The sequence below is a fragment of the Lentzea sp. NPDC051213 genome (assembly GCF_044455585.1).
In the GTDB taxonomy this organism is placed as follows: Bacteria; Actinomycetota; Actinomycetes; order Mycobacteriales; family Pseudonocardiaceae; genus Lentzea.
In genome coordinates, this window is sequence record NZ_JBITEX010000002.1 from 318,093 (window position 1) to 339,957 (window position 21,865).

Here is a 21,865-nt window from a genome sequence, read left to right on the forward strand (position 1 = left end):
CGTCAGAACTTCGTAAGCACTCGTGCCCTAGCCCGACGGTAGCTCCACCACGAAGCGCGACCCGGCCGGCGCGCGGTTCTCCACCCACACCTGCCCGCCGTGCCGGTGCACGTGCTCGCGGACCAGAGCGAGTCCCAGCCCACTGCCCATGTCGTCGCCACGGCTCCCCGCCATGACGCCGCGGGCGAAACGCTCGAAGATCTCCTCCCGCAACGACTCCGGCACGCCGGGCCCGGCGTCCTCCACGGCCAGCCGCACGTGCTCACCGATCCTGCGCACCGAGACCAGCACGGCCCCGCCGGCGTGCCGGTCCGCGTTGTCGAGCAGGTTCGTCAGCACCCGGTCCAGCCGCCGCCGATCGCCCAGCACCACCGCCGGTTCGAGGTCGAGCGGCACCTCCTCGCGAGTCGCGACCACGTTGCGCACCAGCGCGTCGAGCGCGATCTCCTCCAGCGGCGGGTCGTCGGTCTGGTCGGCCCGCGAGATCTCCAGCAGGTCCACCACCATCCTGGCGAACCTGTCCACCTCCGAGGTGAGCAGCTCCAGGGCGGTGTCGGCGGTGCCGTTCAGATGCTCGCGACGGCGCCGCAGCACCGCCCCGGCGTTGACCATCGTCGTCAACGGCGACCGCAGTTCGTGCGACACGTCCGAGGCGAAGCGGGCGTCCCGCAGTGCCCGTTGCTCGAGCGCGCTGGCCGTCGAGTTGAACTTCGCCGCCAGCGCGGCCAGGTCGGGATCGTCCTGGTCGGGCAGGCGGGCCCGGAGGTCGCCGCCGGCGATCCTCCCGGCGGCGGAGTTCAGCTCCGCCAGCGGTTTCAGCGCCCGTTTCGACGCCCACGACCCCAGCGCCGCCCCGAGCAGCGCGGCCGCGATCGCGCCACCGGACAGCACCGCGCCGAGGAACGCGAACGTGCGGTTGAGCTGCTGCAACGGGAACAGCTCGACGTAGACGGAGTGACCGGCGACCGGCCGGGCCACCGCGAGCACCGGCAGGCCGTCCACGGTGATCCGGGCGCGCCCCGGCGGACGCTCGACCAGTGCAGAGGGGAGAGCGGCGGGATCGACGGCCCGGCCCGCAGCCACCAGGCCGTCCGGGCTGAACACCACGATCGACGAGTCGGGGCCGGTGGTGAGGCCGGTCAGCAGCTCGTCGAGACCCGGCGAGGACAGGGACCTCTCGACCAGCCGCACGTTCACCTCGGCCTGCCGCAGCGCGCTCGCCTCCCGTTGGCGCAGCATGTAGCCGGAGGCGAGGTTCCACGTCGCGAACGCCAGCGCGCTGGTGACGACCAGCAGGCCGAAGCCGAACGCCAGCGTCAGCCGCCAGTGCAGCGAGAGCTTCATGACCGGATCCGGTACCCGGTACCGCGCACGGTGAGTACCAGCGCTGGGTCATCCGGGTTCGCCTCTATCTTGCGGCGGAGCCTTCTTATGTGCACATCGAGTAGACGAGTGTCACCAAAGTAGTCATATCCCCAAACCTTTTGCAGCAACTGCTCCCTGGTGACGATTCGGCCGCCCGCACCAGCGAGTTCCAGCAGCAGCCGGAATTCCGTCCGGGTCAGATGAACGCGTTCACCCGCTCGGTGCACCAGTCCTTCCTGCGGACGGATTTCCAGATCGCCGATCCGGACGGCTTCCCGGCCGGGTCCGCGTCTGCGGAGCAACGCGCGGATTCGCGCGGCGAGAACACTTGCCATCAACGGTTTTGTGACGTAGTCGTCCGCGCCCGCCTCGAGTCCGGCGATCACATCGCGAGCGTCCGTCCTGGCTGTGACGACGATAATCGGCAGGTCACCACGGGATCTCAGGGTCCGCACGACTTCCAGGCCGTCGACGCCGGGCAACGTCAGATCGACCAGCACGACGTCGAAGGACTCGGCCGCCAAACGCTCCAAAGCCGCTTCACCCGACGCGGTCTCGTCAACGGTGAAACCCTCGTCGGACAAGGCGAGGCTCAACGCCTGCCGGATTCGCTCGTCGTCTTCGACCAGCAAGACCCCTACGCACACAACGACTCCACTGTGTGAGAGCCGCGGCGACGGCCCTCACACAGTGGAGTGAAAGTCGATCAAAAGCAAGATTGTTTCGGATCAGAATGCAGTCAGAACAATCCTGGCCGAACGCGGGTTCGGTTCGTGAACAAGCGACTCGAACGCGCCGACGTCATCGAACGCGAACCCGTACGCCTTCCCGTCCGCCATGTTCGCGTGCACGATCCTCGAGAAGTGGTTCGTGATCGAGCGGGTGTAGAACTGGCTCGCGGTGTACGTCGGCTGGGTGTGGATGAACCCGAGCGTCGACCGGTTGAGCGCCGCGCAGAGCGACCTGGAGATGGCGCCGATGTCGTTGTTCGGCGCCGCGAGCCGGCCGTCGCAGTTGAAGACGTCCCGCGTCGACGGCTGCTGGAACGACGCGACCTGCTGGCCGGACGTGTTGGTGAAGTTGAGGACCCCGCCGCTGGTGCGGCCGGTGAACCTGCGGTTCGGCTCGTTCTGGTACGGCACCACGGTCAGCGGCGTGTTCTGATACGTCGCCCAGGTGCTGCTGACGTAGCCCGCGTAGTACGAGCCGGAGAACACGCCCGCGTCGAGGCCCTTGCTCGGGTTGAGCACGCGCAGCCGGGTCCCGTCAGAACGGGTGTAGGCCAGCCGTGCCCAGTCGCCGCCGAGCTGCTGGTGCTGGTCGAAGATGCGGTTGCGGCCGTTGGAGACCAGCTGACCGGTGCGCTTGGTCGCGCCGGCCTGGGAGGTCGCCTCGACCGCGTGCGGGACGCTGAACATGTCGACCTGGGAGCTGTTCAACCACAACCCGCCGCCGTTGTAGGTGAACTCGCTCCAGTCGAACAGGATGTCGCGGTTCGGGTCGCCCGCGGCCCACGGCGCCGGTTGCACCAGGCCGTTCGGCACCAGGGAGAACTTCAGCTTGTCGCGGAAGGACATGTAGAGCCGGCCGCCCGCGAGGTTGATCGGGATCTGCAGGGTCCGGCTACCGCCGTTGCCCGGACCGGGGATCGAGACGTCCGGCGCGGGGGTGGGCGGGATGCCACCGCCGGACCAGGCTGTGAACTGGCCGTTCGCGTTCACGTACCCGAGCCGGCCGCCCATCTCGCCGAACACGTACAGGTGGACGGCGTCGCCGCGGCCCGAGTTGTTCGTGACGGTCATGGGGAGCAGGTTCGGTGGAGCTGCTTGAGCAGGTGCGGACATCGTTGTCAGCCCTAGTAGGGCCGATGTCGCCAGCAACAGAAGCTTGCGCATCGACTATCTCCTCACTGAGACAGGGTTGCGTGAGAGCGCTCCCATGGTCAGCGTGATCGTGTTGATATGTCAAGAATGGTTCCCATGCGCGCGTTGACGGTGGATCTTGCACGAGCCGGTTCTTTGTCGTTGACCGAACTACCGGATCCGGAGCCGGGACCGGACGAACTGCTGGTCGAGGGCCTGGCCATCGGAATCTGCGGGACGGACCGCGAGATCGTGCGCGGCGAGTTCGGCGTCGGCAGAAGATTGGTGATCGGGCACGAATCCCTGGGCAGGGTGGTCAGCGGACCGGGGTTCACGCCGGGATCGCTGGTCGCCGGGGTCGTGCGGCGGCCCGATCCGGTGCCGTGCGGGGCCTGTGCGCGCGGGGAGTTCGACAACTGCCTGAACGGCCAGTACACCGAGCGCGGAATCACCGGGCTCGACGGCTACGGCTCGACGCTCTGGACGGTGCCCGCGTCCTACGCCGTCGGTGTCAGCTCCTCGACGGGAGTGCTCGTCGAACCGGCCTCGGTGGTGGTCAAGGCGTGGGAACGGCTGGATCGGCTGGCGTTGTTCCCGTTCGACAGCGTGCTGGTCACCGGTGCCGGGCCGATCGGGCTGCTGGCGGCGTTGATCGGGGTGCAGCGCGGGCTGGACGTGCACGTGTTCGACCTCGCGGCTGACGGTCCGAAGCCCGCGCTGGTGGAGTCGCTGGGCGCGACCTACCACCGCACGCTGCCTCCGCATGAGGTCGTGATCGAGGCGACCGGGGCACCGCAGCTGGTCGCGCAGCTGCTCGGGCGGCAACTGGTGTGCCTCACCGGGGTGCCGTCGACCGAGGTGCTGCCGGTGGACCTCGGGCAGGCGAACCGGGATCTGGTGCTGCACAACGGGATCATGTTCGGGACCGTCAACTCGAACGTGCGGCACTACCGGGAGGCGGCGGAGGTGCTGGATCGCGCGGACGACGCCTGGCTGTCCTCGATGATCACCCGACGGGTTCCGCTCGACGAGTTCGCCGAGGCCTTCGAGCACCGGGCGGACGACGTGAAGGTGGTGCTGGAGCTGTGATCGTGTGCGGTCACGAACGGCCGGGGTCGTTGGGGTGAGGCTGCACGGCCGTGACGTCGAACGTCATCCACGGGCTCAACGGCAGGGTGCCGAGGACGTTCGTGAGGAGGTCTTGCTCGTCGTCGGCCCGCCACAGGCCGACGCTGCGCATCTCGCCGATCGGCCGCCACAGCCGGACGAGGTTGCCGCTCGCCGTCAACTCCTTGGCACGCACGGCTTCCGCGGCCCGCCGCTCGTCCACTTCGGACTGGCTCGTGCCGTCGGGGATCGTGGTGGTGATCTCCACGATGAACTCGCTGGTGGTCATGGATCCATCGTGCGACCGGGTGCGCGGGCGGCGCCACGACCGGCTTTCTCCTGCGTGAGAGGCGCAGCCTCCTAGGATGCGGAACGTGGAACTGCGTCAACTCCGGTACTTCCTCGCGGTCGCGGACGAGCTGCACTTCGGCCGGGCGGCGGCCCGCCTGCTGATCGCCGGCCCGTCGTTGTCGCAGCAGATCAAGGCGCTCGAACGCGACCTCGGCGTGCCGCTGTTCGCCCGTGATCGCCGCACCGTCGCCCTCACCGCCGCCGGTGCCGCGCTGGTCCCGGAAGTGCGGGCGTTGCTGGAGCGGGCCGACGAGCTGCAACGGCACGCGCGTCAGCTGTCCGGGTCGCGGCCGGTGCGGATCGGGTACGTGAACTGGCTCCCGCCGGACCTGACCGCCCGCACGGCCGGGGTCGCGCAGATCTACATGGACGCGTGGGTCGTGCCCTCGCACCAGCAGGCGGCGCGGGTGGCCGACGGCAGCCTCGACCTGGCCGTGTGCTGGATCCGGAAGGCCGAGGCCGCTCAACTGGGGCTGAACGCGCGGCTGCTCGGCGCCGACCGGCTCTACGCGGTGGCCGTGGGCACGGACACGAGCCCGGTGCGGGCCGAGGACATCGCCGTGCTGGTGGACGACGACGTCACATCGTGGCAGTCCTGGAACGACTACGCCGAGGAGTTCGCCAAGGACACCGGCGCCCGCGTCCGGCGCATCCACAACGGCGCCATCACCGGGCCGGCGTTCTTCGACCACGTGCGGGTGTGCACGACGCCGGTGCTCAACTCGCCGAAGGGGCAGACGACGCCGTTGCCGCCGGATCTCGTGCAGCGGCCTGTGGTCAGCCCCGAGGTGTGGTGGACCTGGTCGCTGGTGCGCCGGGAGGACGAGGAACGCGCGGACGTGATCGCCGCCGCCGAGGCGATCGTGCGGGAGGTGGGCGACCTCGGGCTGCGCCGTGACGGCGTCTGGCTGCCTGCGGACGACCCCTATCGTGCGCTGGGAGGCTGAGCCTCACACGTTGGAGGAAACGGGTCGCAATTTCGCGAAATGAAATCGCGGGTGCGGGCCGTTGTGGCTGTCAGTTCCACTTCTTCTCCTTCGAAAGCGAGCTGGAAATGACCAACAAGGTCGCAGTCGTCACGGGTGCGTCACAGGGAATCGGTGCGGCTCTTGTGCCCGCTTATCGGAAGCTCGGCTATTCGGTTGTCGCGGTCTCGCGGTCGATCGAGGACTCCGGCGACCCGGAGGTGCTGGCGATCCGGGCGGACCTGGCGGTGCCGGGTGAGGGCGCGCGGGTCGTCCGGGAAGCGCTGGCGCGGTTCGGCCGGGTCGACAGCCTCGTGAACAACGCGGGCATCTTCGTGGCCAAGCCGTTCACCGAGTACACCGACGAGGACTTCGCCGCCGTCACCGGCACGAACCTCATCGGGTTCTTCGACATCACGCGCAGCGCGGTGGCCCAGATGCAGGAGAACGGCGGTCACGTGGTGAACGTGTCCACGACCCTGGTCGACCACGCGTTGTCCGCGGTCCCGTCGGCACTCGCGTCGCTGACCAAGGGCGGTCTGAACGCCGTCACGAAGTCGCTGGCGATCGAGTACGCGACCCGTGACATCCGCTTCAACACGGTCGCACTCGGCATCATCCGCACGCCGATGCACGCCCCGGAGACCCACGAGACGCTGGCCGGGCTGCACCCGATCGGGCGCATCGGCGAGATCTCCGACGTCGTCGACGCGATCACGTTCCTCGAACAGGCCGGCTTCGTGACGGGCGAGATCCTGCACGTCGACGGCGGCCAGAGCGCGGGGCACTGACCATGATCAAAACCGTCATGGACCGGTGGAAGGACGCCGTGGACGCGCACGACCCGGAGCAGGTCGCCGCCAATTTCACCGAGGACGCCATTTTCCAGGGCTTCAAGCCGTACGGGGTCGGGCGGGAGGCGATTGCCGCCTACTACGATTCCCAGCCGCTCGGGCTGAAGGCCGACTACAAGATTCTGGAAACGCGTGAACTCGCCGGTGATCTGGTTCTCGCACATCTCGACGTCGATTTCTCGTTCGTCGACCGGCCGGCGATCAACGTCCACCTGAGCGTGCTCGTGCAGGGAGACCTGATCGCGCACTACCAGGTCTCCCGGCTCGGCTAACGCCTTCTCGGCTCCCGGCCCGCCGGCCCCTGCGGCCGTTCGAGGTCGGGAGCCTTCGGGATCGGCAGGGTCACCGGCTGATCCGCCGTGATCGCGATCGGCTCGCCGTGGTGCGTGGTCGCCAGTTCGGGGCCGTCGACGAGCCGGTAGGTGGCCTCGGTCGCGCTCACGTCCACGGCGATCCTGCTGCCCTGGAAGGACATCCGGAACGAGTAGCGGGTCAGCGCGGCCGGCAGGCGTGGCGCGAACGTCAGCCGGCCGCCGTGGTCGCGCATGCCGCCGAACCCGGCCACCAGCGCCGTCCACGCACCCGCGAGCGAGGCCATGTGCAGGCCGTTCGTGACGTTGTCGTGCAGGTCGTGCAGGTCGGTGAACGCGGCCTCGACGAGGTAGTCGAAGGCCAGGTCGAGGTGACCGACCTCGGCGGCCAGCACCGCCTGCGTGCCCGCAGACAACGACGAGTCGCGCACGGTGCGTGCCTCGTAGTAGGCGAAGTTGCGGGCCTTCTCGTCGTCGGTGAACGCGTCGCCGCGCACGTGCATCGCAAGCACGAGGTCCGCCTGCTTCACGACCTGCCGGCGGTACAGGTCGAAGTACGGGTAGTTCAGCAGCAGCGGGTACTTCTCCTGCGGTGTGTTCTCGAAGTCCCACTCCGCGTGCTTGGTGAAGTTGTCCGCCTGCGGGTGCACCTGGAGCATCTCGTCGTACGGGATGGCCATCGCGTCGGCCGCCCGCCGCCAGGCCTCGATCTCGTCTTCCGTTGCCGCGCCGGGGTTCCGTTCGGCGGCGTTGGCGGCGGCGCGCAGGTTCTGCTGGGCGATCAGGTTGGTGTAGACGTTGTTGTCGACGATCGCCGAGTACTCGTCGGGGCCGGTGACACCGTCGATGCGGAACCCGTCGTGCCGGTCGTGGTGCCCGAGCGAGCACCACAGCCGTGCGGTTTCCACGAGAAGTTCGGTCGCCTCGTCGCGTTCGAAGTCCTCGTCACCGGTGGCGTTGAGGTACTGCTGGGTGGCATAGGCGACGTCACCGGAGACGTGGAACGCCGCCGTGCCCGCCGGCCAATACGCACTGCACTCGGCGCCGTTGATCGACCGCCATGGGAATGCGGCACCCTTGAGCCCCAGCACCTTCGCGCGGTCGCGAGCCTTGTCCAATGTGGAGTGACGCCACCGCAGCGCGTCGCGGGCGGCGTCGGGCACCGTGTACGTGAGCACCGGCAGCACGAACATCTCGGTGTCCCAGAAGGCGTGCCCGTCGTAGCCGGGGCCGGTGAGACCCTTCCCCGGAATGGCGCGGGACTCACCGCGGGCACCGGCCTGCAGAACGTGGAACAGGGCGAACCTGATCGCCTGCTGCAGCTCGTCGTCGCCCTCGATCTCGATGTCCGCGACCTGCCAGAAGTCGTCCAGGAATTCCCGCTGCTCGTTGACGAGACCGTTCCAGCCGGTCTGCAGCGCACCGGCCAGCGCGGCCTCGACCTGGGCGCGCAGCGCGGGGGTGGAGCGCTGGGCGGACCAGCCGTAGCCGAGGTACTTCGTGAGTTTCAGGCAGCTTCCCGCCGCGACGTCGACGGCGGCGGTGAACCGGGCGAGGTCGGCCTCGGCGCGGATGTCGGTGCGCACGTCGACGCCGCCCGCGATCTCGATCTCGTGGTCCATCGCGGCGGCCATGCGCAGACCGGACACCTTGGTGTGGTGGCACAGCACGGCGCGTGTCTTCTCGGCCATCGTGAAGTCGTTGACCAGCGGGGAGTCCAGCGCGGCGGCGACGCGGGGATCGTTGCTGCGGCTGACGGTCGGCTCGTTGGCCAGCAGGTCGGACTGGACGACGAGCTGCACGTCGTCCATCGGCTCGACCTCGTACCGGATCGCGGCGACCGCGCGCTGGGTGAACGACACGAGCCGCTCACTGCGCACGATCACGCGCCGGCCGGTCGGCGACTCCCACAGCGTGCGGCGGCGCAGCGTGCCGGAACGGAAGTCGAGCACGCGTTCGTGCTCGATCGCGTTGCCGTAGCGCATGTCCAGCGGCTCGTCCTCGACCAGCAGCCGGACGATCTTGCCGTCGGTCACGTTCACGATGGTCTGCCCGGCCTCGGGATAGCCGTAGCCCGCTTCCCCGTACGGCAGCTGGTGTTGCTCGTAGAAGCCGTTGAGGTACGTGCCGGGCAGGCCGCGCGGCTCGCCCTCGTCGAGGGTGCCGCGCAGGCCGATGTGACCGTTGGCCAGGGCGAACGTCGACTCGGTCCGGTTGAGCTGGTTCACGGCGAGGCCCTGCCAGCGCAGGTTCCACGGTTCGGTCGTGTAGCTCATGACAGCAACTCGTCGAGCTCGTCGACGACCACGTCGGCGCCATTCGCTTTGAGGGCTTCACGTTGGTTGCCGCGGTCGACGCCGACGACGTGCCCGAACCCGCCCGCGTGTCCCGCCGCGACGCCCGAGAGCGCGTCCTCGAAGACGGCGGCGTGCTCCGGTGGGATGCCGAGCCTTCGCGCGCCTTCGAGGAACGAGTCGGGTGCGGGTTTGCCGTTCAGATGCTGCTCGGTGATCACGTTGCCGTCCACCAGCGCGTCGACGAACTCGGTGAGGTCGCCCGCTTTGAGCACCTTGGTGGCGTTGGCGGAACTGGTGACCACGCCGATCGGGAGTCCGGCTTCGCGCGCGGCCTGGAGGTAGCGCACCGAGGCGGGGTAGGGCGTGATGCCCTCCTCGTCGATGATCCGGTTGACCAGGTCGTTCTTCAGGTCGCCGACGCGGCGGATCTCCTCTTCGGGTGGCGTGAGGCCGCGCGAGGCGAGGAAGCTCCGGACACCGTCGTAGCGCGGTTTGCCGTCGACATAGGTCAGGTAGTCCTGCTCGCTGAACGGCTGCCCCATGTTCTCGAACGTCTGCCGCCACGCCTTGCGGTGCAGGACAGCCGTGCTGGTCAGCACGCCGTCGAGGTCGAACAGCAACGCCGTGATCTTCTCCGGGATGCCGAGGCTCATCCTTCGATCATGCACCCGTCTCGTCGTCCTCGCCGCGTTCCGCCGCGACTTCCGGGCGCTCCTCCGCGAGGCGTTCGTCGAGCGGGCGGGGGTGGGCCTGCTCGTATTCGGTCATCCCGTACTTGTCGGACTCCGCCCAGCGTTCCGGCGGATCCATGCCCGCCTCCAGCGGGTCCTTCCTGAGGTTGTCCTCGTCCAGGCCCTCGAAGTCCTCGGTGTCCTGGGGGACGTATGCACCGCGTTCTTCTGTCATGTCCTCGCAGGTACCCGGTTCGGGGCTATCCGATGCTTTGGCCGACGAGGGAGCCGATGGCGTAGGTGACGCCCATCGCGATCAGTCCACCCACGACGTTGCGGATGACCGCGCGCTGCCGGTGGGCTCCGCTGAGCTTGGCGCTGATGAAACCGGTCAGGGCCAGGGTGAGGACGGCGGCGACGACCGTGACCGGGACGCGGAGGCTGGTGGGGCTCAGGATGATCGCGGCGAGGGGGAGCAGGGCGCCGATGGTGAACGACACGAAGCTCGCGATGGCGGCGCCCCACGGGTTGGTGAGCTCGTCCGGGTCGATCTTGAGCTCGGCCTCGGCGTGGGCGGCCAGCGCGTCGTGCTTGGTGAGCTGCTTGGCGACCTCTGCCGCGGTTTCGGGGTCGAGGCCCTTCTCCTCGTAGATCTCCGTGAGCTCCTCGAGTTCTTCCTCCGGCATGTCCCTGAGCTCGCGGCGTTCCTGCGCGAGCAGGGCGCGCTCGGCGTCGCGCTGGCTGCTGACCGACACGTACTCGCCCGATGCCATGGACATCGCGCCCGCGAAGAGACCGGCCAGGCCCGCGACGAGGATCTGGGCCTTGTCGGTCGTGGCGCCCGCGACACCCACGACGAGGCTGGCGGTCGACACGATGCCGTCGTTCGCGCCGAGAACGCCCGCGCGCAACCAGTTCATCCGGTCGCCGGTGACCTCGTCGTGGGGCTCGTGGTGGGTCATTTTCGCAGGCTAACCTGGGGATCATGCTTTCGTGGCTGACCACGCCGCTGCGTTTGGCGGACGTGCCGGTGCCTTCACCCGCTCCGGGGGAGTTGCTCGTGCGGGTGCTCGCCTGCGGGGTGTGCCGCACCGATCTGCACGTCGTGGACGGGGATCTGCCCGTGCATCGGCCGTCGGTCGTGCCGGGGCATCAGGTCGTGGGTGAGGTCGTGGTCGCCGCCGGGGAGTTCCGGGTGGGGGAGCGCGTCGGCATCGCCTGGTTGCGGCACACGTGCGGGTCGTGCCGGTTCTGTTTGCGCGGTGACGAGAACCTTTGCCCGTCGTCGCTGTACACCGGGTGGGACGTTGACGGCGGTTATGCGTCCTATGCGGTCGTGCCGGCGGCATATGCGTTGCGGCTGCCCGTGGGATATTCGTCCGAGTCGGTGGCGCCGTTGCTGTGCGCCGGGATCATCGGGTATCGGGCGTTGAAGCGTGCGTCCGTGCCAGACGGCGGGCGGTTGGGGATCTACGGGTTCGGCGGGTCGGCTCATCTGGCTCTGCAGGTCGCCGTCGCCCGCGGCTACGAGGTGCACGTGGTGACCAGGTCGGAGTCGGCTCGTGAGCTGGCGTTGTCGCTGGGGGCGGCGTCGGCCGCGGACGCCGCGCCCGTGCCGCTGGACTCGGCTGTGTTGTTCGCGCCGGTCGGGTCGCTGGTGCCGGTGGCGCTGGAGGCGCTGGACCGGGGCGGGACGCTGGCGATCGCCGGGATCCACCTGTCCGACGTGCCGGTCCTGTCGTACTCCCGGCACCTGTTCCAGGAGCGGCAGGTCCGGTCGGTCACGGCGAACACGCGGGCCGACGCCGCCGAGTTCCTGTCGTTCTGCTCCTCGCACCGGTTGTCCGTGGCGGTGCAGCCCTACGCGTTGCGCGAGGCGAACCTCGCCCTCTCGGACCTCCGGGCAGGCCGGGTGACCGGCGCCGCCGTCCTCGTGCCGTAGATATTGCCTGGTCAGAGGTCTGGTCTTCAGTTTTTGTCAGACCCCCGTGGCAGCATGTCGAACAGGTGTTCGTGTGTGCTATAGGAGGTCCTGATGCAGATCGATCCTCGCCGCTGGCCTGGCCGAGTGGTCCCGATGACCGACGCCGACGTCGACACCGCGGTCGAGTCGCTGTGTGCGCGCGCATCCTGGCCGGACGCCGACCGCCGGTGGGTACGCCGCCTCCTGGAACCGTGGTTCGCCGCGGGGTGGAGCGTCGACGCCGTGCTGGTGGCCGTGGACACCCGCCCGGACGGCACACGCCAGGGCCGCCCTCGCTCGCGCGCGCAGGTGGCGCACGAGTTCCTGCGCGCCCGCCTGCGCACCTGGACAACGGACGGCGTGCGCCTGGCCCGGCCACCCTTACCCGGCATGTCGCTGGGCGAGTGGTTCCGGGTGAACCGCCGCAACGCCGCCCTGCACGCCCCGCGCCGAGGCGCGGGCCTGACCTCGGAAGGCGAGCGCGCACGGGCGGAGTCGCGCGCCCTGGCCCACCGCCGCGACCCGGTGGAGCGCAGCCGCGAGAAGGGCCGCCGCCGTCAGGAGGTGCTGGACAGCCTGCTGGTCCCCGGCCAGGAGTCGCCGTCGTTCGCGGACTCGTGGCGCCTGGTCGCCGAGCTGATCCCGGTGCAGCGCGTGTGCTCGGCGTGCGGCCACGTGCGCAGCGAGGTGGCCCGTCCCACTGCCCACAGGGTCGCTTCTTAGGCCTTCTACCTGCGTTTTCGTTCGGAGGTGATTGAAGTCGGGCCAGGTCGGGAACACGGAGCGTTCGTAGTTTCCGAACGGAAGGGCCGACATGCTCGAAGTGACGCCGATGGCTGCCGAAGTCATCAACGAGCTGACGGGACAGTCCACCGCCACCGACGACATCGGCCTGCGCTTCGCTCTAGCCGCCGACAACAACAGCCAGTCCGCGCTGGAGTTGTCCCTGAGCGAGCCGGTCGACGGCGACGAGGTGGTGGCCGCGCCCGCAGGCGCCAAGGTCATCATGGAGCCCGCTGCCGCCCAGTTCCTCGACGACAAGGTCCTGGACGTGCGTCAGGACGACGAGGGCAATCCGGCGTTCGCGATCGCTCGCCAGGAGGGGCAGGAGGGGCAACCGGCCTAGCTGCGGCACGCTCGACGGGGCGAAACGCCTCGTCCCAGGTCAGAGGGCCCGGAGGGCAATCGGCCTGGCTGCGGCACGCTGCTGGCGGCGCCTGGGCGGGGTGAAACGCCCGTCCCAGGTCTGAAGGCCGGGGAGGGTGACCGGGTCCAGCCATGCCACTGTGGCCGCGCCGCTGGCGGCGCCCTCGGCGGAGCGAACCCCCTCGTCCCAGGTCAGAGGGCCAGGCGGCGGACCCGGCCACGCCGCGCCACACCAGCGCCCGGACACAGCGAAACGCCCCCTACCGGACCAAAAGGCGAGGCAGGGGGCGTTTCACCCAAACTCAAAACTGGAAAGCCGAGCTCGTCAGCCCTCGATGCGGCGGATGCCGCTGATCGGACCGATCGAGTTGATGTCGGCGATCTTCACCGGCTGCCCCTCGGTGGAGGCGTGGACAGCGCGAACGTTGTCCACAGCCATGGCCACGTGGGACTGGCTGGAGTAGTACACGAGGATGTCGCCGGCCTTGACCTCACCGCGGCTGACCGGGCGGCCCGCGGCCGCCTGGGCGTAGCTGGTGCGGCCGATCGTGACGCCCGCCGAGCGGTAGGCGGCCTGGATCAGCGAGGAGCAGTCCCAGGTGTTCGGCCCGTTGGAGCCGTAGGAGTACATCTTGCCGCGCTGGGCGAGGGCGAACTCCAGGGCCTTACCGGCGGTGCCGGGCGGGACCAGGATGGTCGACATGTCGCCGTTGTTCTTCAGCGCGTTCTGGGTGGCCGTGTTCAGCTGGTTGTACTGAGCGCGGACCGTCTCCAGCTGCTTGGCCAGGTCGGTCTTCTTCTGCTCGATCTCGCCGAGCAGCTTCTTCGACGTCTCGGTGGCCTCGTTCGCCGACTTGGTCGCGGAGTCCGCGGCCTCTACGGCGTCCGTGAGCTTCTTCAGCGCCTCCGCGTTGTCGGCCGCGAGGATGTTGAGGGCCGACATGCGGTTGAGGAAGTCCTGCTGAGAGTCGCTCACGAGCAGCGCGGAGATCTGGTTGAAGCGCGCGCCTTGGAACGACGACGTGGTCAGCTGGTCGACGTGGCCGCGGAGCGACTCCTCGGCCTGCTGGGCCGTGGTGAGGTCGCCCTTGGCCTTGTCCAGTTGCGCCTGCTTGGCCTTGAGGTCGTCCTGGGCCTTCAGGTGGTCCTGGTTGAGCTGCGATGCCTTCTCGGACAGCTCGTTGTACTGCTTGAGCGCGTCAGCGGCCGAAGGCTGTGCGGTGGCCGGGGTGGTGGGGAGCGCTGCTGCTACGACCGCTGCGGTCGCCACGAGTGCTCCGCGCACGGTGCGGCGCGAGGGTTGCGACGTCACGTCGCGGTTCCTCCTTTTTCCTGGCAGCCGCCCCGCGAGAACTACTGCGCGTAAGGCGGCAACCTTGGCGTGTGCCCCGAGTGGGTTAACTGCTGGGCCGAAGGTCTCGGACAGGTTACGGAATGACCATGTCCCCGTCTACCTCGGGTCCTCAACAGTTCACCGGACAGCACGCTCTCACAGTCGTCTACGTCGCTTTATCGCGGGGTGGGAGAGAATCGTCACCCGACTACCCGGCGGATCACCGAAATAGGACCGATCGAGTCGATGTTCGCCACCTTCACCGGCACGCCCTCGGTGGACGCGTGCACCGCGCGGACGCTGTCCACGGCCATGGCCACGTGCGACTGACCCGAGTAGTAGATGATCAGATCGCCCGGCTGGACCTCGCCGCGGCCCACTCCGCGGCCGATCTTCGCCTGGTCGTAGGTGACGCGGGGGATGCTCACGCCGGCGGCCCGGTACGAGGCCTGCATCAGCGACGAGCAGTCCCACGAGTTGGGCCCGTTCGAGCCGAACACGTACGGCTTGCCCTGCTGGCTCATCGCGAAGGTCAGCGCCGCGCCCGCCGCGCCGGCGGGCGCGTTCACGGTCACGGTGGGGCCGGGAGCCGCCAGCGTCTGCTTCTGCGGCGCCGTCAACGACTGGTACTTGGTGCGCGCGGTCGACACCTGCTGGTCCATGGCGACCTTGCGCGTGGACACGTCGGCGGCGAACTTGTCCGCGGCGGTGGCCGCTTTGGTGGCGTCGGTGCGCGCTTTCTGCGCCGCGGTCAGGGTGGCGTTCATCTGGGTCACAGCGGCGTTCTGGTCGGCGGCGATGATGTTCATCGCCTGCATCCGCTCCAGGAAGTCCTGCTGGGACGTCGACGTGAGGAACGCCGACAGGTCGTTCAGCCGGGCACCCTCGAACGACGCCGTGGTCAGCACGTCGACCTGCCCGCGGTACTGCTCGGACTCGGCCAGGGCCTTCTTCTCCGCCTCGGTGGCGGCGGCCACGATCGCGTTCGCCCTGGACAGGTCGCTCTGGGCCTTGAGGTGGTCCTGGCTGAGCTTCTCGGCCTCGCGCGTCAGGTCGTTGTACGTCTTGAGAGCGTCATCGGCCGGCTGAGCGTGAGCCTGCGGCATTGACACCACCGTTGCGGCGATCACGGCGGCCAGAGCGGTGGTCCTTGCTGCACGGCCGGGCACGCGGCCTCCTCAGGAGTCGGAATCGGCTTCTGAGGAGGCGTACGGCCGAACGGAGGCCGGGGTTCAACCCGATCAGGCGGCCCTGCGTGCCTCGATCGACGCACGGCAGGCGGCGATCAGCCGGGCGGTGGCGGCGCTGCCCCCGCGCCCACAGCGGGGGCAGCGCATCGCGACCTCGCCGGTGAGTTCGTCGATCACGACGCCCAGCTCGGCATCGCAACCACGGCACCAACGGTGTCGCGTGACCCGATTAACGTGCACGGGCGAGGAGACGCACTGGTAAATCCAGCGCCCGTGCACGTGACAGGTCAGCCGGTCGTCGGGAGCCAGCGCGCCGTTGTCCTCCGCCAGGTCTTCCTCGACCAACGTGGCGATGAGATTGACGATCATGACGTCCCTCCGATCCGAGCTGCCTTTACAGATACGTCGAGTGAGCGACCTCCGGTTCGACACGGGACGCCAACTTCTTCAACGCCCAAGCACATCCGAGGCCCACCGCTGTGAGAGCGAGCCAGGGCATCCATGGCACACCCGCGCGCTCGGCCGTGTCGAACGCGATTCCGGTGAGCAGATTGCCGAGCAGGATTCCCACGCCCACGACCGTGTTGTAGAGGCCGTAGTGCGTGGCGACGAGCCGGTTGTCGGCCAGCGCGACGATCTTGTCCATCTCGAACGGGAACACCACCATCGTTCCGAGCGCGAGCAACGCGGCGCAGGCCACCAGTCCGGCCCAGCCGCCCGGAATCGCGGGCACGAACGCGGCGGCCAGCACCACCACGCCCAGCACCAGCGCCCGGTCCGGCCCGAAACGGGCGCGTACCCAGGCGGTGACCCGCATCTGGCCGGCGATCGACAAGATGCCCGACACGGCGAACAGCACGGCCGTGAGCACCGCGGAACCCGAGGCCAGCGGCAGCGCCAGGTAGACCTGGAACGACAGCACGTACGACCCGATCATGGCCAGCGCGAACAGCACGAACCGCCGGTTGGAGAAGACCAGCCGCCAGTCCGCGAGCACCGAGCCACTCGACGCCCCACCGGCCCGCGCGGGCAGCGACCGCCACTGCAGCACGGTCAGCACCAGGAACACGAACGCCGCCACCAGGCACGTCAGCCGGAAGTCCACCGCCGTCAACGCCAGCCCGATCAACGGCCCGACCAGGATTCCGGTCTGGTAGAAGACGTTGAACAGCGCGAACGCCTCGACGCGCCGCTCCCCGGCATCGGCCGCCACGTAGGCGCGCACCGCCGGGTTGAACAACGCCCCGGCGAACCCGGTCGCGGCCGACGCGATCACGAGCGCCGGCAACCCGTCGACCAGACCGAGCAAGGCGAACCCGCCGGTCCGCAACGCGCAGCCCGCCACGATCAACGGCTTGTAGCCCAGGCGGTCCGCCAGCGTCCCGCCGATCAGGAACATGCCCTGCTGCGCGAAGTTCCGCACGCCCAGCACAAGTCCGACCGCCCATCCCGCCAGTGCCAGCGTGACCGACAGGTGCGAGGCGAGGTAAGGCATCAGCATGTAGAAGCCCACGTTGATGCTGAACTGGTTGAGCAGCAACAACTGCACGCTGCGGTCGAACGAGCGGAACTGCGTGATCACGCCTTCACCGCCAGCGGGTCCACAACGGACCGGCACATGGTCCAGGACAGCACTTCGCGTTCTCCCAGCGAAGAGATCTCCAGCGGCTCTTCGGCCGGAACCGCGCCCAGCAATCCATGAGCAGCGCAGTACTCGTCGCTGAACACGGTGTCGAAGTACCGTTGCGGCCCGTCGGGGAACACCGCCGCGATTCGTGTGCCAGGACAGGAAGTCCGCGCCAGCCAGGAGGCGACCAGGGCTACCGCGCCGACGCTCCAGCCGCCGCTCGCGTAATGCCGCGAGGCCAGCGTCCGGCACGCCCACACGGCCTCGCCGGGGTTCACCCAGTGCACCTGGTCGAACGCCGGGTAGTCGACGTTGCGCGGGAAGATGCTCGACCCGAGCCCGCGCATCAGCCGGGTCCGCGCCGGCTGACCGAAGATCGTCGAGCCGATCGTGTCGACGCCCACCAGCCGCAACGACGGGAAGTGCGTCCGCAGCACCGAAGCCACCCCGGCGGAGTGGCCGCCCGTGCCCACCGCGCACACCAGCACGTCGACCTGACCGAGCTGGGCGGCCAGCTCGTGCGCCAGCGGCGCGTACCCGGCCACGTTGTCCGGGTTGTTGTACTGATCAGGGCAGTAGGTGCCTGGCAACGAGGCCATCAACGCCGCCACGCGCTCACGCCGTGCCTGCTGCCAGCCACCGGTCGGATGTGGGCTGTCCACGAGGTCCACGGTGGCCCCGTACGCGCGCAGCATGCGCTGGATGATCGGTTCCAGGCCGGGATCGGCCACCAGGGTCACCGGGATGTCGTGCACGATCCCGGCCAGCGCCAGGCCGAGTCCGAGCGTGCCACTGGTCGATTCCACGATGTGGCCGGAAGGCGTGAGGTCACCGCGTTCCAGCGCACGGCTGATCATGTGCAGGGCGGCGCGGTCCTTCATCCCGCCGCCGGGATTGGCGCTCTCGAGTTTCGCCCAGAAACCGGACGAGGAAGTGCCTGACAACTCGTCGATCCACAGCACGGGCGTGTTGCCGACGATGCCCGCGGGCGTGTTTCGGTCCAGCACAGGTACAGACATGGGGATTTTTTCCCTTGGAAAGAAAGGAGACAAGGCCAGATTCGGAGCGCGCGGCAACGTGGCGGGACCACAAAGTCCTGCCACGGCACGCGAGGGGAACGGCCTAAGTTCGAGAGATGCCGATGTCGATCAGCAATGTGCGCCCGGAGCTGCCGCGCTCGGGGCGCCACGGACACGAGGTGGACGTGGCCACGACCGGCGACCAGGCGACCGCGGGCGCGTCGAGATCGACTGCCGTGGGAGTGCCGGCCTGCACAGCGGCGAGGGCGGGCGTCTCGGCGGAGAGGTGCTGGACCTCGCCGTGGTGGCAGAGCTCGGCGGACAGGCCTGGGGTGGAGGCGCCGTGGTGCGAGGGCTCCGGCGGGCACGCCGGGTGGAGCACGAAAACCGCGATCACCAGTAGTGCGACGACGACGGCGAATCGACGCCCTATCGTCAGATGATTCCGCACGGTTACCAACGTACCGGTCTGACCGATCTTGTAAAGCCTCTTGATAGGTTAGGTAAGCCTAATCTCAGGAGGTGGACATTGCGCAGGACAGTCGCCGCGGTTCTGCTGCTCGGCCTGGTGGCCGGGTGTGGCGGGAACGCTCCCACGGAGCAGCAGGGTCAGTGGTCGTTCAAGGACGACCGCGGTAAGGAGGTCACCGCGCCGAAGCGGCCGGAACGCGTCGTCGCGCAGGTGTCCGCCGCGGGTGCGCTCAAGGACTTCGGGGTCAACGTGGTCGGCACGTTCGGCCCGCTCAAGCGCGCCGACGGCAGCACCGACCCCGAGGCGGGCAGCATCGACCCCAGCCAGGTCACCGACATCACCGGCCCCGGCTACGGCGAGATCGATTTCGAGAAGTTCGCCGCGCTGGACGCCGACCTGGTGGTCGCGGGCTACTACCCGGAGGTCACCGGGCTCTGGCACCTGACCGCCGAGTTCGAGGAGAAGGTGCTCAAGGTCGCCCCGACCGTTGGCATCGGCCAGTCCAAGATCCAGCTGCCGGACGGCATCAAGCGCTTCCGCGAGCTGGCGAAGGCGCTCGGCGGTGACGTCGAGTCGGCCAAGGCGAAGGCCGACGAGGAGGCGTTCACCAAGGCCGCGGACCGCCTCAAGGCCATCGGCGCGAAGATGAAGGCCGCGAACCAGCAGATCCAGGTCGTCGGCGCGGACCCGAAGCTCTTCTACGTCGCGGTGCCCGCCCGCAATCCCGACCTCGACTGGTACTCCAAGGAGCTCGGCCTGCCGCTGCTCACCCCGGACAAGCCCGACACCGAGGGTGGCGGCTACTTCCAGTCGCTGTCGTGGGAGAACTCCGGCACGTACAAGACGCACGTGATCATGTGGGACACGCGTCAGCACGTGCTCGGCCCGGAGAAGATGAAGGAGGGCCACCCGGTCTTCCAGGCGCTGCCCGCCGTGCAGGCCGACCGGTTCGTGGAGTGGAACGCCGTCGCGCCGCTGAGCTACGCCTCGTACGCGGGAATCATGAACAAATTGGCTGACCAGCTGGAGGCCGCGTTGGCACGATGACCGTGTGCTGACGCTGCTGAAGGAGAACGGCCCGTTGCGTGTGCTGAGCACCGCACGGGTCGTTTCCGTTCTCGGGGACATGCTCAGCCTGGTCGTGCTGATGCTGTACGTCGAGTCCGTCGCGGGGAAGGCCATCGCGGTGGCGGCCCTGCTGCTCGTCGGCGACTTCGCGCCGTCGCTGCTGAGCCCGCTCACCGGGGTGATCAGCGACAGGTTCGACCGGCGCACCGTGATGATCGCCTGCGAGATCGCGCAGGGGATCCTGCTGGCGGTCATCGCGCTGACGTTGCCGCCGTTGCCGATCCTGCTCCTGCTCGTCGGTGTCCGCGCCGTGCTCGGCCAGATCTTCCTCCCGGCCTCGCGGGCGGCGGTGCCCTCGCTGGTGGCGGACAAGGATCTCGGGCCCGCGAACACCCTGCTCGGCTTCGGCACCAACAGCGCGGAGGTGCTGGGGCCACTGCTCGCCGCCGCGCTCATCCCGCTGGTCGGCATCCGGGGCGCGCTGCTCGTCGACGCCGTCTCGTTCGGGCTGTCGGCACTGCTGTTGCTGAAGCTGCCGAAGCTGACCGGACCCGCGGAGTTCGGCGGGTCGCTGTTCGCCGACGCACGGGTCGGCCTCGGCGAGATCTGGGGCAACCGGGCGTTGCGGATCATCTTCCTCGGGTTCTGCGGTGTCGTGGCGTGCACCGCGATCGACGACGTGGCGATCGTGATGCTGACCAAGGACGTCTTTCACGGGTCCGACAGCGCGGTCGGTCTGCTGCTCGCGTCGGTGGGTATTGGTCTGCTCACCGGGTACGCGTTGCTGGCCAGGGGAGCGGCGAAGGCGAGCATGATCGTGTTGCTGGTGGCGGGGTTCGCGATCAGCAGTGCGGGCAACCTTTTCACCGGCCTCGCGTCGGGCGTGGCGCTGGCGTTCGCGCTGCAGGCCGTGCGGGGACTCGGCATCGCGGCGATGGACGTCGCGCACAGCACGTTGATCCAGCGACTGGTGCCCGGCGAGCGCACGGGCCGCGTGTTCGCCAACTTCTACGGCGGGATCGGTGTCGCCGCAGCGGTTTCGTACATCGGCGGTGGTCTGCTGCTCGACGCCGTCGGCCCCCAGCTGACCTTCCTCCTCTCCGGTGGTGCCGGAGTTCTCGTGGCGGGATGGGTGGTTGCCGCTTCACCACTTCGGGGTGTTGAGTGGAAATCAGCCTCTTGAGGGGAGAAGGCGATGTGGGGGAAACGCATTGCTGTTGTTGTCGTTGCACTGTTCTTGGCCGGAACGACGACGGCCGTCGCGCACGCGAGCACCGGGGTCTCGCCCGCGTCGACGTCGTGGGTGTCCGCTGACCGGGGCTGGGTGCTGGGTGCCGGCACCCAGTGCCAGACCCAGAACTGCCCGCAGCTGATCAGGACGCTCGACGGCGGTACGTCCTGGACGCGCGTCAAGACACCGCCGCTGGCCGTGCCGGAGACGGGCCGGCTGCGGGTGGCCTTCGCGAACGACGCCGCCGGCGTGGTGACCGACGGCGAGCAGCTGTTCGTCACCAGCAACGGCGGCACCCGCTGGGAACCGTCCGGCATCAAGGGAACCGTTGGCGCGCTGGGGTTCGACGACTCGGGGTTCCTCGCGGTGATCTACGACGGCAAGTCCTCGCGGCTGTTCCACCGCGAGCTGTGGTTCGGTTCGTGGCGGCCGGTGCCGGGCATCGAGGTGCCGGGTCAGGCGTTCGGCGACATCGCGCCCGGCCAGGTCTCGCTGTCGGTGGTCTTCCGGGAGAACCGGTACTGGACGCGGTCGCCGTCGGGCTGGCTGGAGGAACCCGCCCCGTGCACGGTGGAGTCGGCGACCCGGCTCGGCACGGTCGGCAGCTCTCGTTTTGCCTTGTGCAGCTTCGATCCCGGCTTCGGGAACATGACGAAGGAACTGCGCAGGTCCGAGGGCGGGCCGTTCAAGACCGTCAGCGTGCCACCGCGTGAGGGCATCACGACGGGCTTCGCGGTGTCTTCGGAGGCGGCGCTCGTCGCCGCGACCGGGCGCGACTGGTCGTTCGTGCACCGCGGTCCCGGCGAGAAGTGGGACACGCTGCTCACGCTCGGCGGGCCGCCGTTCGAGGATCTGGCGTTCTCCGGCTCGAGCCACGCAACGCTGGTGCGCGGCGGGCCCGGCCAGGAGTTCGCCGAGGTCTACCGATCGGTCGATGCCGGGCTGAACTGGAAGCTCGTGAAGGTCTAGTGCCGGAGCCGACGACGGCCACGTTCGGATGAATTCAGGCCGTCGAGGTTTGCTCGCGGGGGTG

General features: G+C 68.9%; 24 protein-coding genes. 10 read left to right on the plus strand and 14 right to left on the minus strand.

Features of this window, described 5'->3' with window-relative positions; translation table 11 throughout:
- Window positions 1-27: 27 nt before the first annotated feature.
- From ACIA8G_RS08290 to ACIA8G_RS08300, 3 genes are all read right to left on the minus strand, one after another.
- The gene (locus ACIA8G_RS08290) at window positions 28-1,344 is read right to left on the minus strand and encodes an ATP-binding protein (RefSeq protein WP_396417659.1); all 1,317 of its coding nucleotides are present in this window, start codon (window positions 1,342-1,344) and stop codon (window positions 28-30) included.
- Window positions 1,341-2,012, minus strand: coding sequence for a response regulator transcription factor (locus ACIA8G_RS08295; protein ID WP_396417660.1), 672 nt, complete (start codon window positions 2,010-2,012; stop codon window positions 1,341-1,343). The genes ACIA8G_RS08290 and ACIA8G_RS08295 overlap by 4 nt, the downstream gene beginning before the upstream one ends.
- A gap of 81 nt (window positions 2,013-2,093) precedes the next feature.
- Window positions 2,094-3,260: a beta-1,3-glucanase family protein gene (locus ACIA8G_RS08300; RefSeq protein WP_396417661.1), complete on the minus strand. Its 1,167-nt coding sequence runs from the start codon at window positions 3,258-3,260 to the stop codon at window positions 2,094-2,096.
- Between the two features lie 84 nt (window positions 3,261-3,344).
- Here ACIA8G_RS08300 and ACIA8G_RS08305 point away from each other — a divergent pair, with 84 nt between their 5' ends.
- The gene (locus ACIA8G_RS08305) at window positions 3,345-4,316 is read left to right on the plus strand and encodes an alcohol dehydrogenase catalytic domain-containing protein (RefSeq protein WP_396417662.1); all 972 of its coding nucleotides are present in this window, start codon (window positions 3,345-3,347) and stop codon (window positions 4,314-4,316) included.
- A 10-nt stretch (window positions 4,317-4,326) separates the two neighbouring features.
- On the opposite strand, the gene ACIA8G_RS08310 is transcribed toward ACIA8G_RS08305, so the two are convergent.
- Window positions 4,327-4,623 carry a muconolactone Delta-isomerase family protein gene (locus ACIA8G_RS08310; protein WP_396417663.1) on the minus strand — a complete coding sequence of 99 codons (297 nt, stop codon included), beginning with the start codon at window positions 4,621-4,623 and terminating at the stop codon, window positions 4,327-4,329.
- Window positions 4,624-4,699: 76 nt separating this feature from the next.
- Between ACIA8G_RS08310 and ACIA8G_RS08315 the strand changes: the two genes are divergently transcribed.
- The 3 genes from ACIA8G_RS08315 (at window position 4,700) to ACIA8G_RS08325 (ending at window position 6,776) form a co-directional block, all read left to right on the plus strand.
- On the plus strand, window positions 4,700-5,632 hold the full coding sequence (locus ACIA8G_RS08315; protein ID WP_396417664.1) for a LysR family transcriptional regulator: 933 nt from the start codon (window positions 4,700-4,702) through the stop codon (window positions 5,630-5,632).
- A gap of 107 nt (window positions 5,633-5,739) precedes the next feature.
- Window positions 5,740-6,441: an SDR family NAD(P)-dependent oxidoreductase gene (locus ACIA8G_RS08320; protein WP_396417665.1), complete on the plus strand. Its 702-nt coding sequence runs from the start codon at window positions 5,740-5,742 to the stop codon at window positions 6,439-6,441.
- Window positions 6,442-6,443: 2 nt separating this feature from the next.
- Entirely contained in the window at window positions 6,444-6,776 is a 333-nt protein-coding gene (locus ACIA8G_RS08325; RefSeq protein ID WP_396417666.1) for a YybH family protein, read from the plus strand.
- Here ACIA8G_RS08325 and ACIA8G_RS08330 read toward each other — a convergent pair.
- Genes ACIA8G_RS08330 through ACIA8G_RS08345 form a run of 4 tightly spaced genes read right to left on the minus strand, consistent with a single transcriptional unit; the run spans window position 6,773 to window position 10,745 of the window.
- Window positions 6,773-9,091 (minus strand): glycoside hydrolase family 65 protein, encoded by a 2,319-nt coding sequence (locus tag ACIA8G_RS08330; RefSeq protein ID WP_396417667.1) that lies wholly within the window; start codon window positions 9,089-9,091, stop codon window positions 6,773-6,775. The genes ACIA8G_RS08325 and ACIA8G_RS08330 overlap by 4 nt on opposite strands.
- Complete coding sequence (locus ACIA8G_RS08335) at window positions 9,088-9,765, minus strand: HAD family hydrolase (RefSeq protein WP_396417668.1); 678 nt, start codon at window positions 9,763-9,765, stop codon at window positions 9,088-9,090. Before ACIA8G_RS08335 ends, ACIA8G_RS08330 begins: the two co-directional genes overlap by 4 nt.
- 7 nt (window positions 9,766-9,772) lie before the next feature.
- Window positions 9,773-10,018: a hypothetical protein gene (locus ACIA8G_RS08340; RefSeq protein WP_396417669.1), complete on the minus strand. Its 246-nt coding sequence runs from the start codon at window positions 10,016-10,018 to the stop codon at window positions 9,773-9,775.
- Between the two features lie 25 nt (window positions 10,019-10,043).
- Window positions 10,044-10,745: a VIT family protein gene (locus ACIA8G_RS08345; RefSeq protein ID WP_396417670.1), complete on the minus strand. Its 702-nt coding sequence runs from the start codon at window positions 10,743-10,745 to the stop codon at window positions 10,044-10,046.
- A 23-nt stretch (window positions 10,746-10,768) separates the two neighbouring features.
- Here ACIA8G_RS08345 and ACIA8G_RS08350 point away from each other — a divergent pair, with 23 nt between their 5' ends.
- From ACIA8G_RS08350 to ACIA8G_RS08360, 3 genes are all read left to right on the plus strand, one after another.
- Window positions 10,769-11,725 carry a zinc-binding alcohol dehydrogenase family protein gene (locus ACIA8G_RS08350; protein ID WP_396417671.1) on the plus strand — a complete coding sequence of 319 codons (957 nt, stop codon included), beginning with the start codon at window positions 10,769-10,771 and terminating at the stop codon, window positions 11,723-11,725.
- Between the two features lie 93 nt (window positions 11,726-11,818).
- Window positions 11,819-12,469, plus strand: coding sequence for a hypothetical protein (locus tag ACIA8G_RS08355; RefSeq protein WP_396417672.1), 651 nt, complete (start codon window positions 11,819-11,821; stop codon window positions 12,467-12,469).
- Window positions 12,470-12,578: 109 nt separating this feature from the next.
- Window positions 12,579-12,872 (plus strand): iron-sulfur cluster biosynthesis protein, encoded by a 294-nt coding sequence (locus tag ACIA8G_RS08360; RefSeq protein ID WP_396417673.1) that lies wholly within the window; start codon window positions 12,579-12,581, stop codon window positions 12,870-12,872.
- A 345-nt stretch (window positions 12,873-13,217) separates the two neighbouring features.
- On the opposite strand, the gene ACIA8G_RS08365 is transcribed toward ACIA8G_RS08360, so the two are convergent.
- From ACIA8G_RS08365 to ACIA8G_RS08390, 6 genes are all read right to left on the minus strand, one after another.
- The gene (locus ACIA8G_RS08365; RefSeq protein WP_396417674.1) at window positions 13,218-14,204 is read right to left on the minus strand and encodes a C40 family peptidase; all 987 of its coding nucleotides are present in this window, start codon (window positions 14,202-14,204) and stop codon (window positions 13,218-13,220) included.
- Between the two features lie 221 nt (window positions 14,205-14,425).
- Window positions 14,426-15,394, minus strand: coding sequence for a C40 family peptidase (locus ACIA8G_RS08370; RefSeq protein ID WP_396417675.1), 969 nt, complete (start codon window positions 15,392-15,394; stop codon window positions 14,426-14,428).
- Window positions 15,395-15,466: 72 nt separating this feature from the next.
- Window positions 15,467-15,784, minus strand: a complete 318-nt coding sequence (locus ACIA8G_RS08375) for a hypothetical protein (protein ID WP_396417676.1) — start codon at window positions 15,782-15,784, stop codon at window positions 15,467-15,469.
- Window positions 15,785-15,809: 25 nt separating this feature from the next.
- Entirely contained in the window at window positions 15,810-16,997 is a 1,188-nt protein-coding gene (locus ACIA8G_RS08380) for an MFS transporter (RefSeq protein ID WP_396417677.1), read from the minus strand.
- Window positions 16,994-18,061: a PLP-dependent cysteine synthase family protein gene (locus tag ACIA8G_RS08385; RefSeq protein ID WP_396417678.1), complete on the minus strand. Its 1,068-nt coding sequence runs from the start codon at window positions 18,059-18,061 to the stop codon at window positions 16,994-16,996. The genes ACIA8G_RS08380 and ACIA8G_RS08385 overlap by 4 nt, the downstream gene beginning before the upstream one ends.
- A 103-nt stretch (window positions 18,062-18,164) precedes the next feature.
- Window positions 18,165-18,512 (minus strand): hypothetical protein, encoded by a 348-nt coding sequence (locus ACIA8G_RS08390; protein ID WP_396417679.1) that lies wholly within the window; start codon window positions 18,510-18,512, stop codon window positions 18,165-18,167.
- Window positions 18,513-18,590: 78 nt separating this feature from the next.
- On the opposite strand from ACIA8G_RS08390, the gene ACIA8G_RS08395 reads away from it, so the two are divergent.
- From ACIA8G_RS08395 to ACIA8G_RS08405, 3 genes are read left to right on the plus strand one after another with little or no spacing between them, the layout of a single operon-like run.
- Entirely contained in the window at window positions 18,591-19,580 is a 990-nt protein-coding gene (locus tag ACIA8G_RS08395) for an ABC transporter substrate-binding protein (protein ID WP_396417680.1), read from the plus strand.
- 4 nt (window positions 19,581-19,584) lie between these two features.
- A complete protein-coding gene (locus ACIA8G_RS08400; RefSeq protein WP_396417681.1) occupies window positions 19,585-20,784 on the plus strand; it encodes an MFS transporter in 1,200 nt (399 codons plus the stop codon).
- 12 nt (window positions 20,785-20,796) lie between these two features.
- Window positions 20,797-21,801, plus strand: coding sequence for a hypothetical protein (locus tag ACIA8G_RS08405; RefSeq protein WP_396417682.1), 1,005 nt, complete (start codon window positions 20,797-20,799; stop codon window positions 21,799-21,801).
- Window positions 21,802-21,865 lie beyond the last annotated feature (64 nt).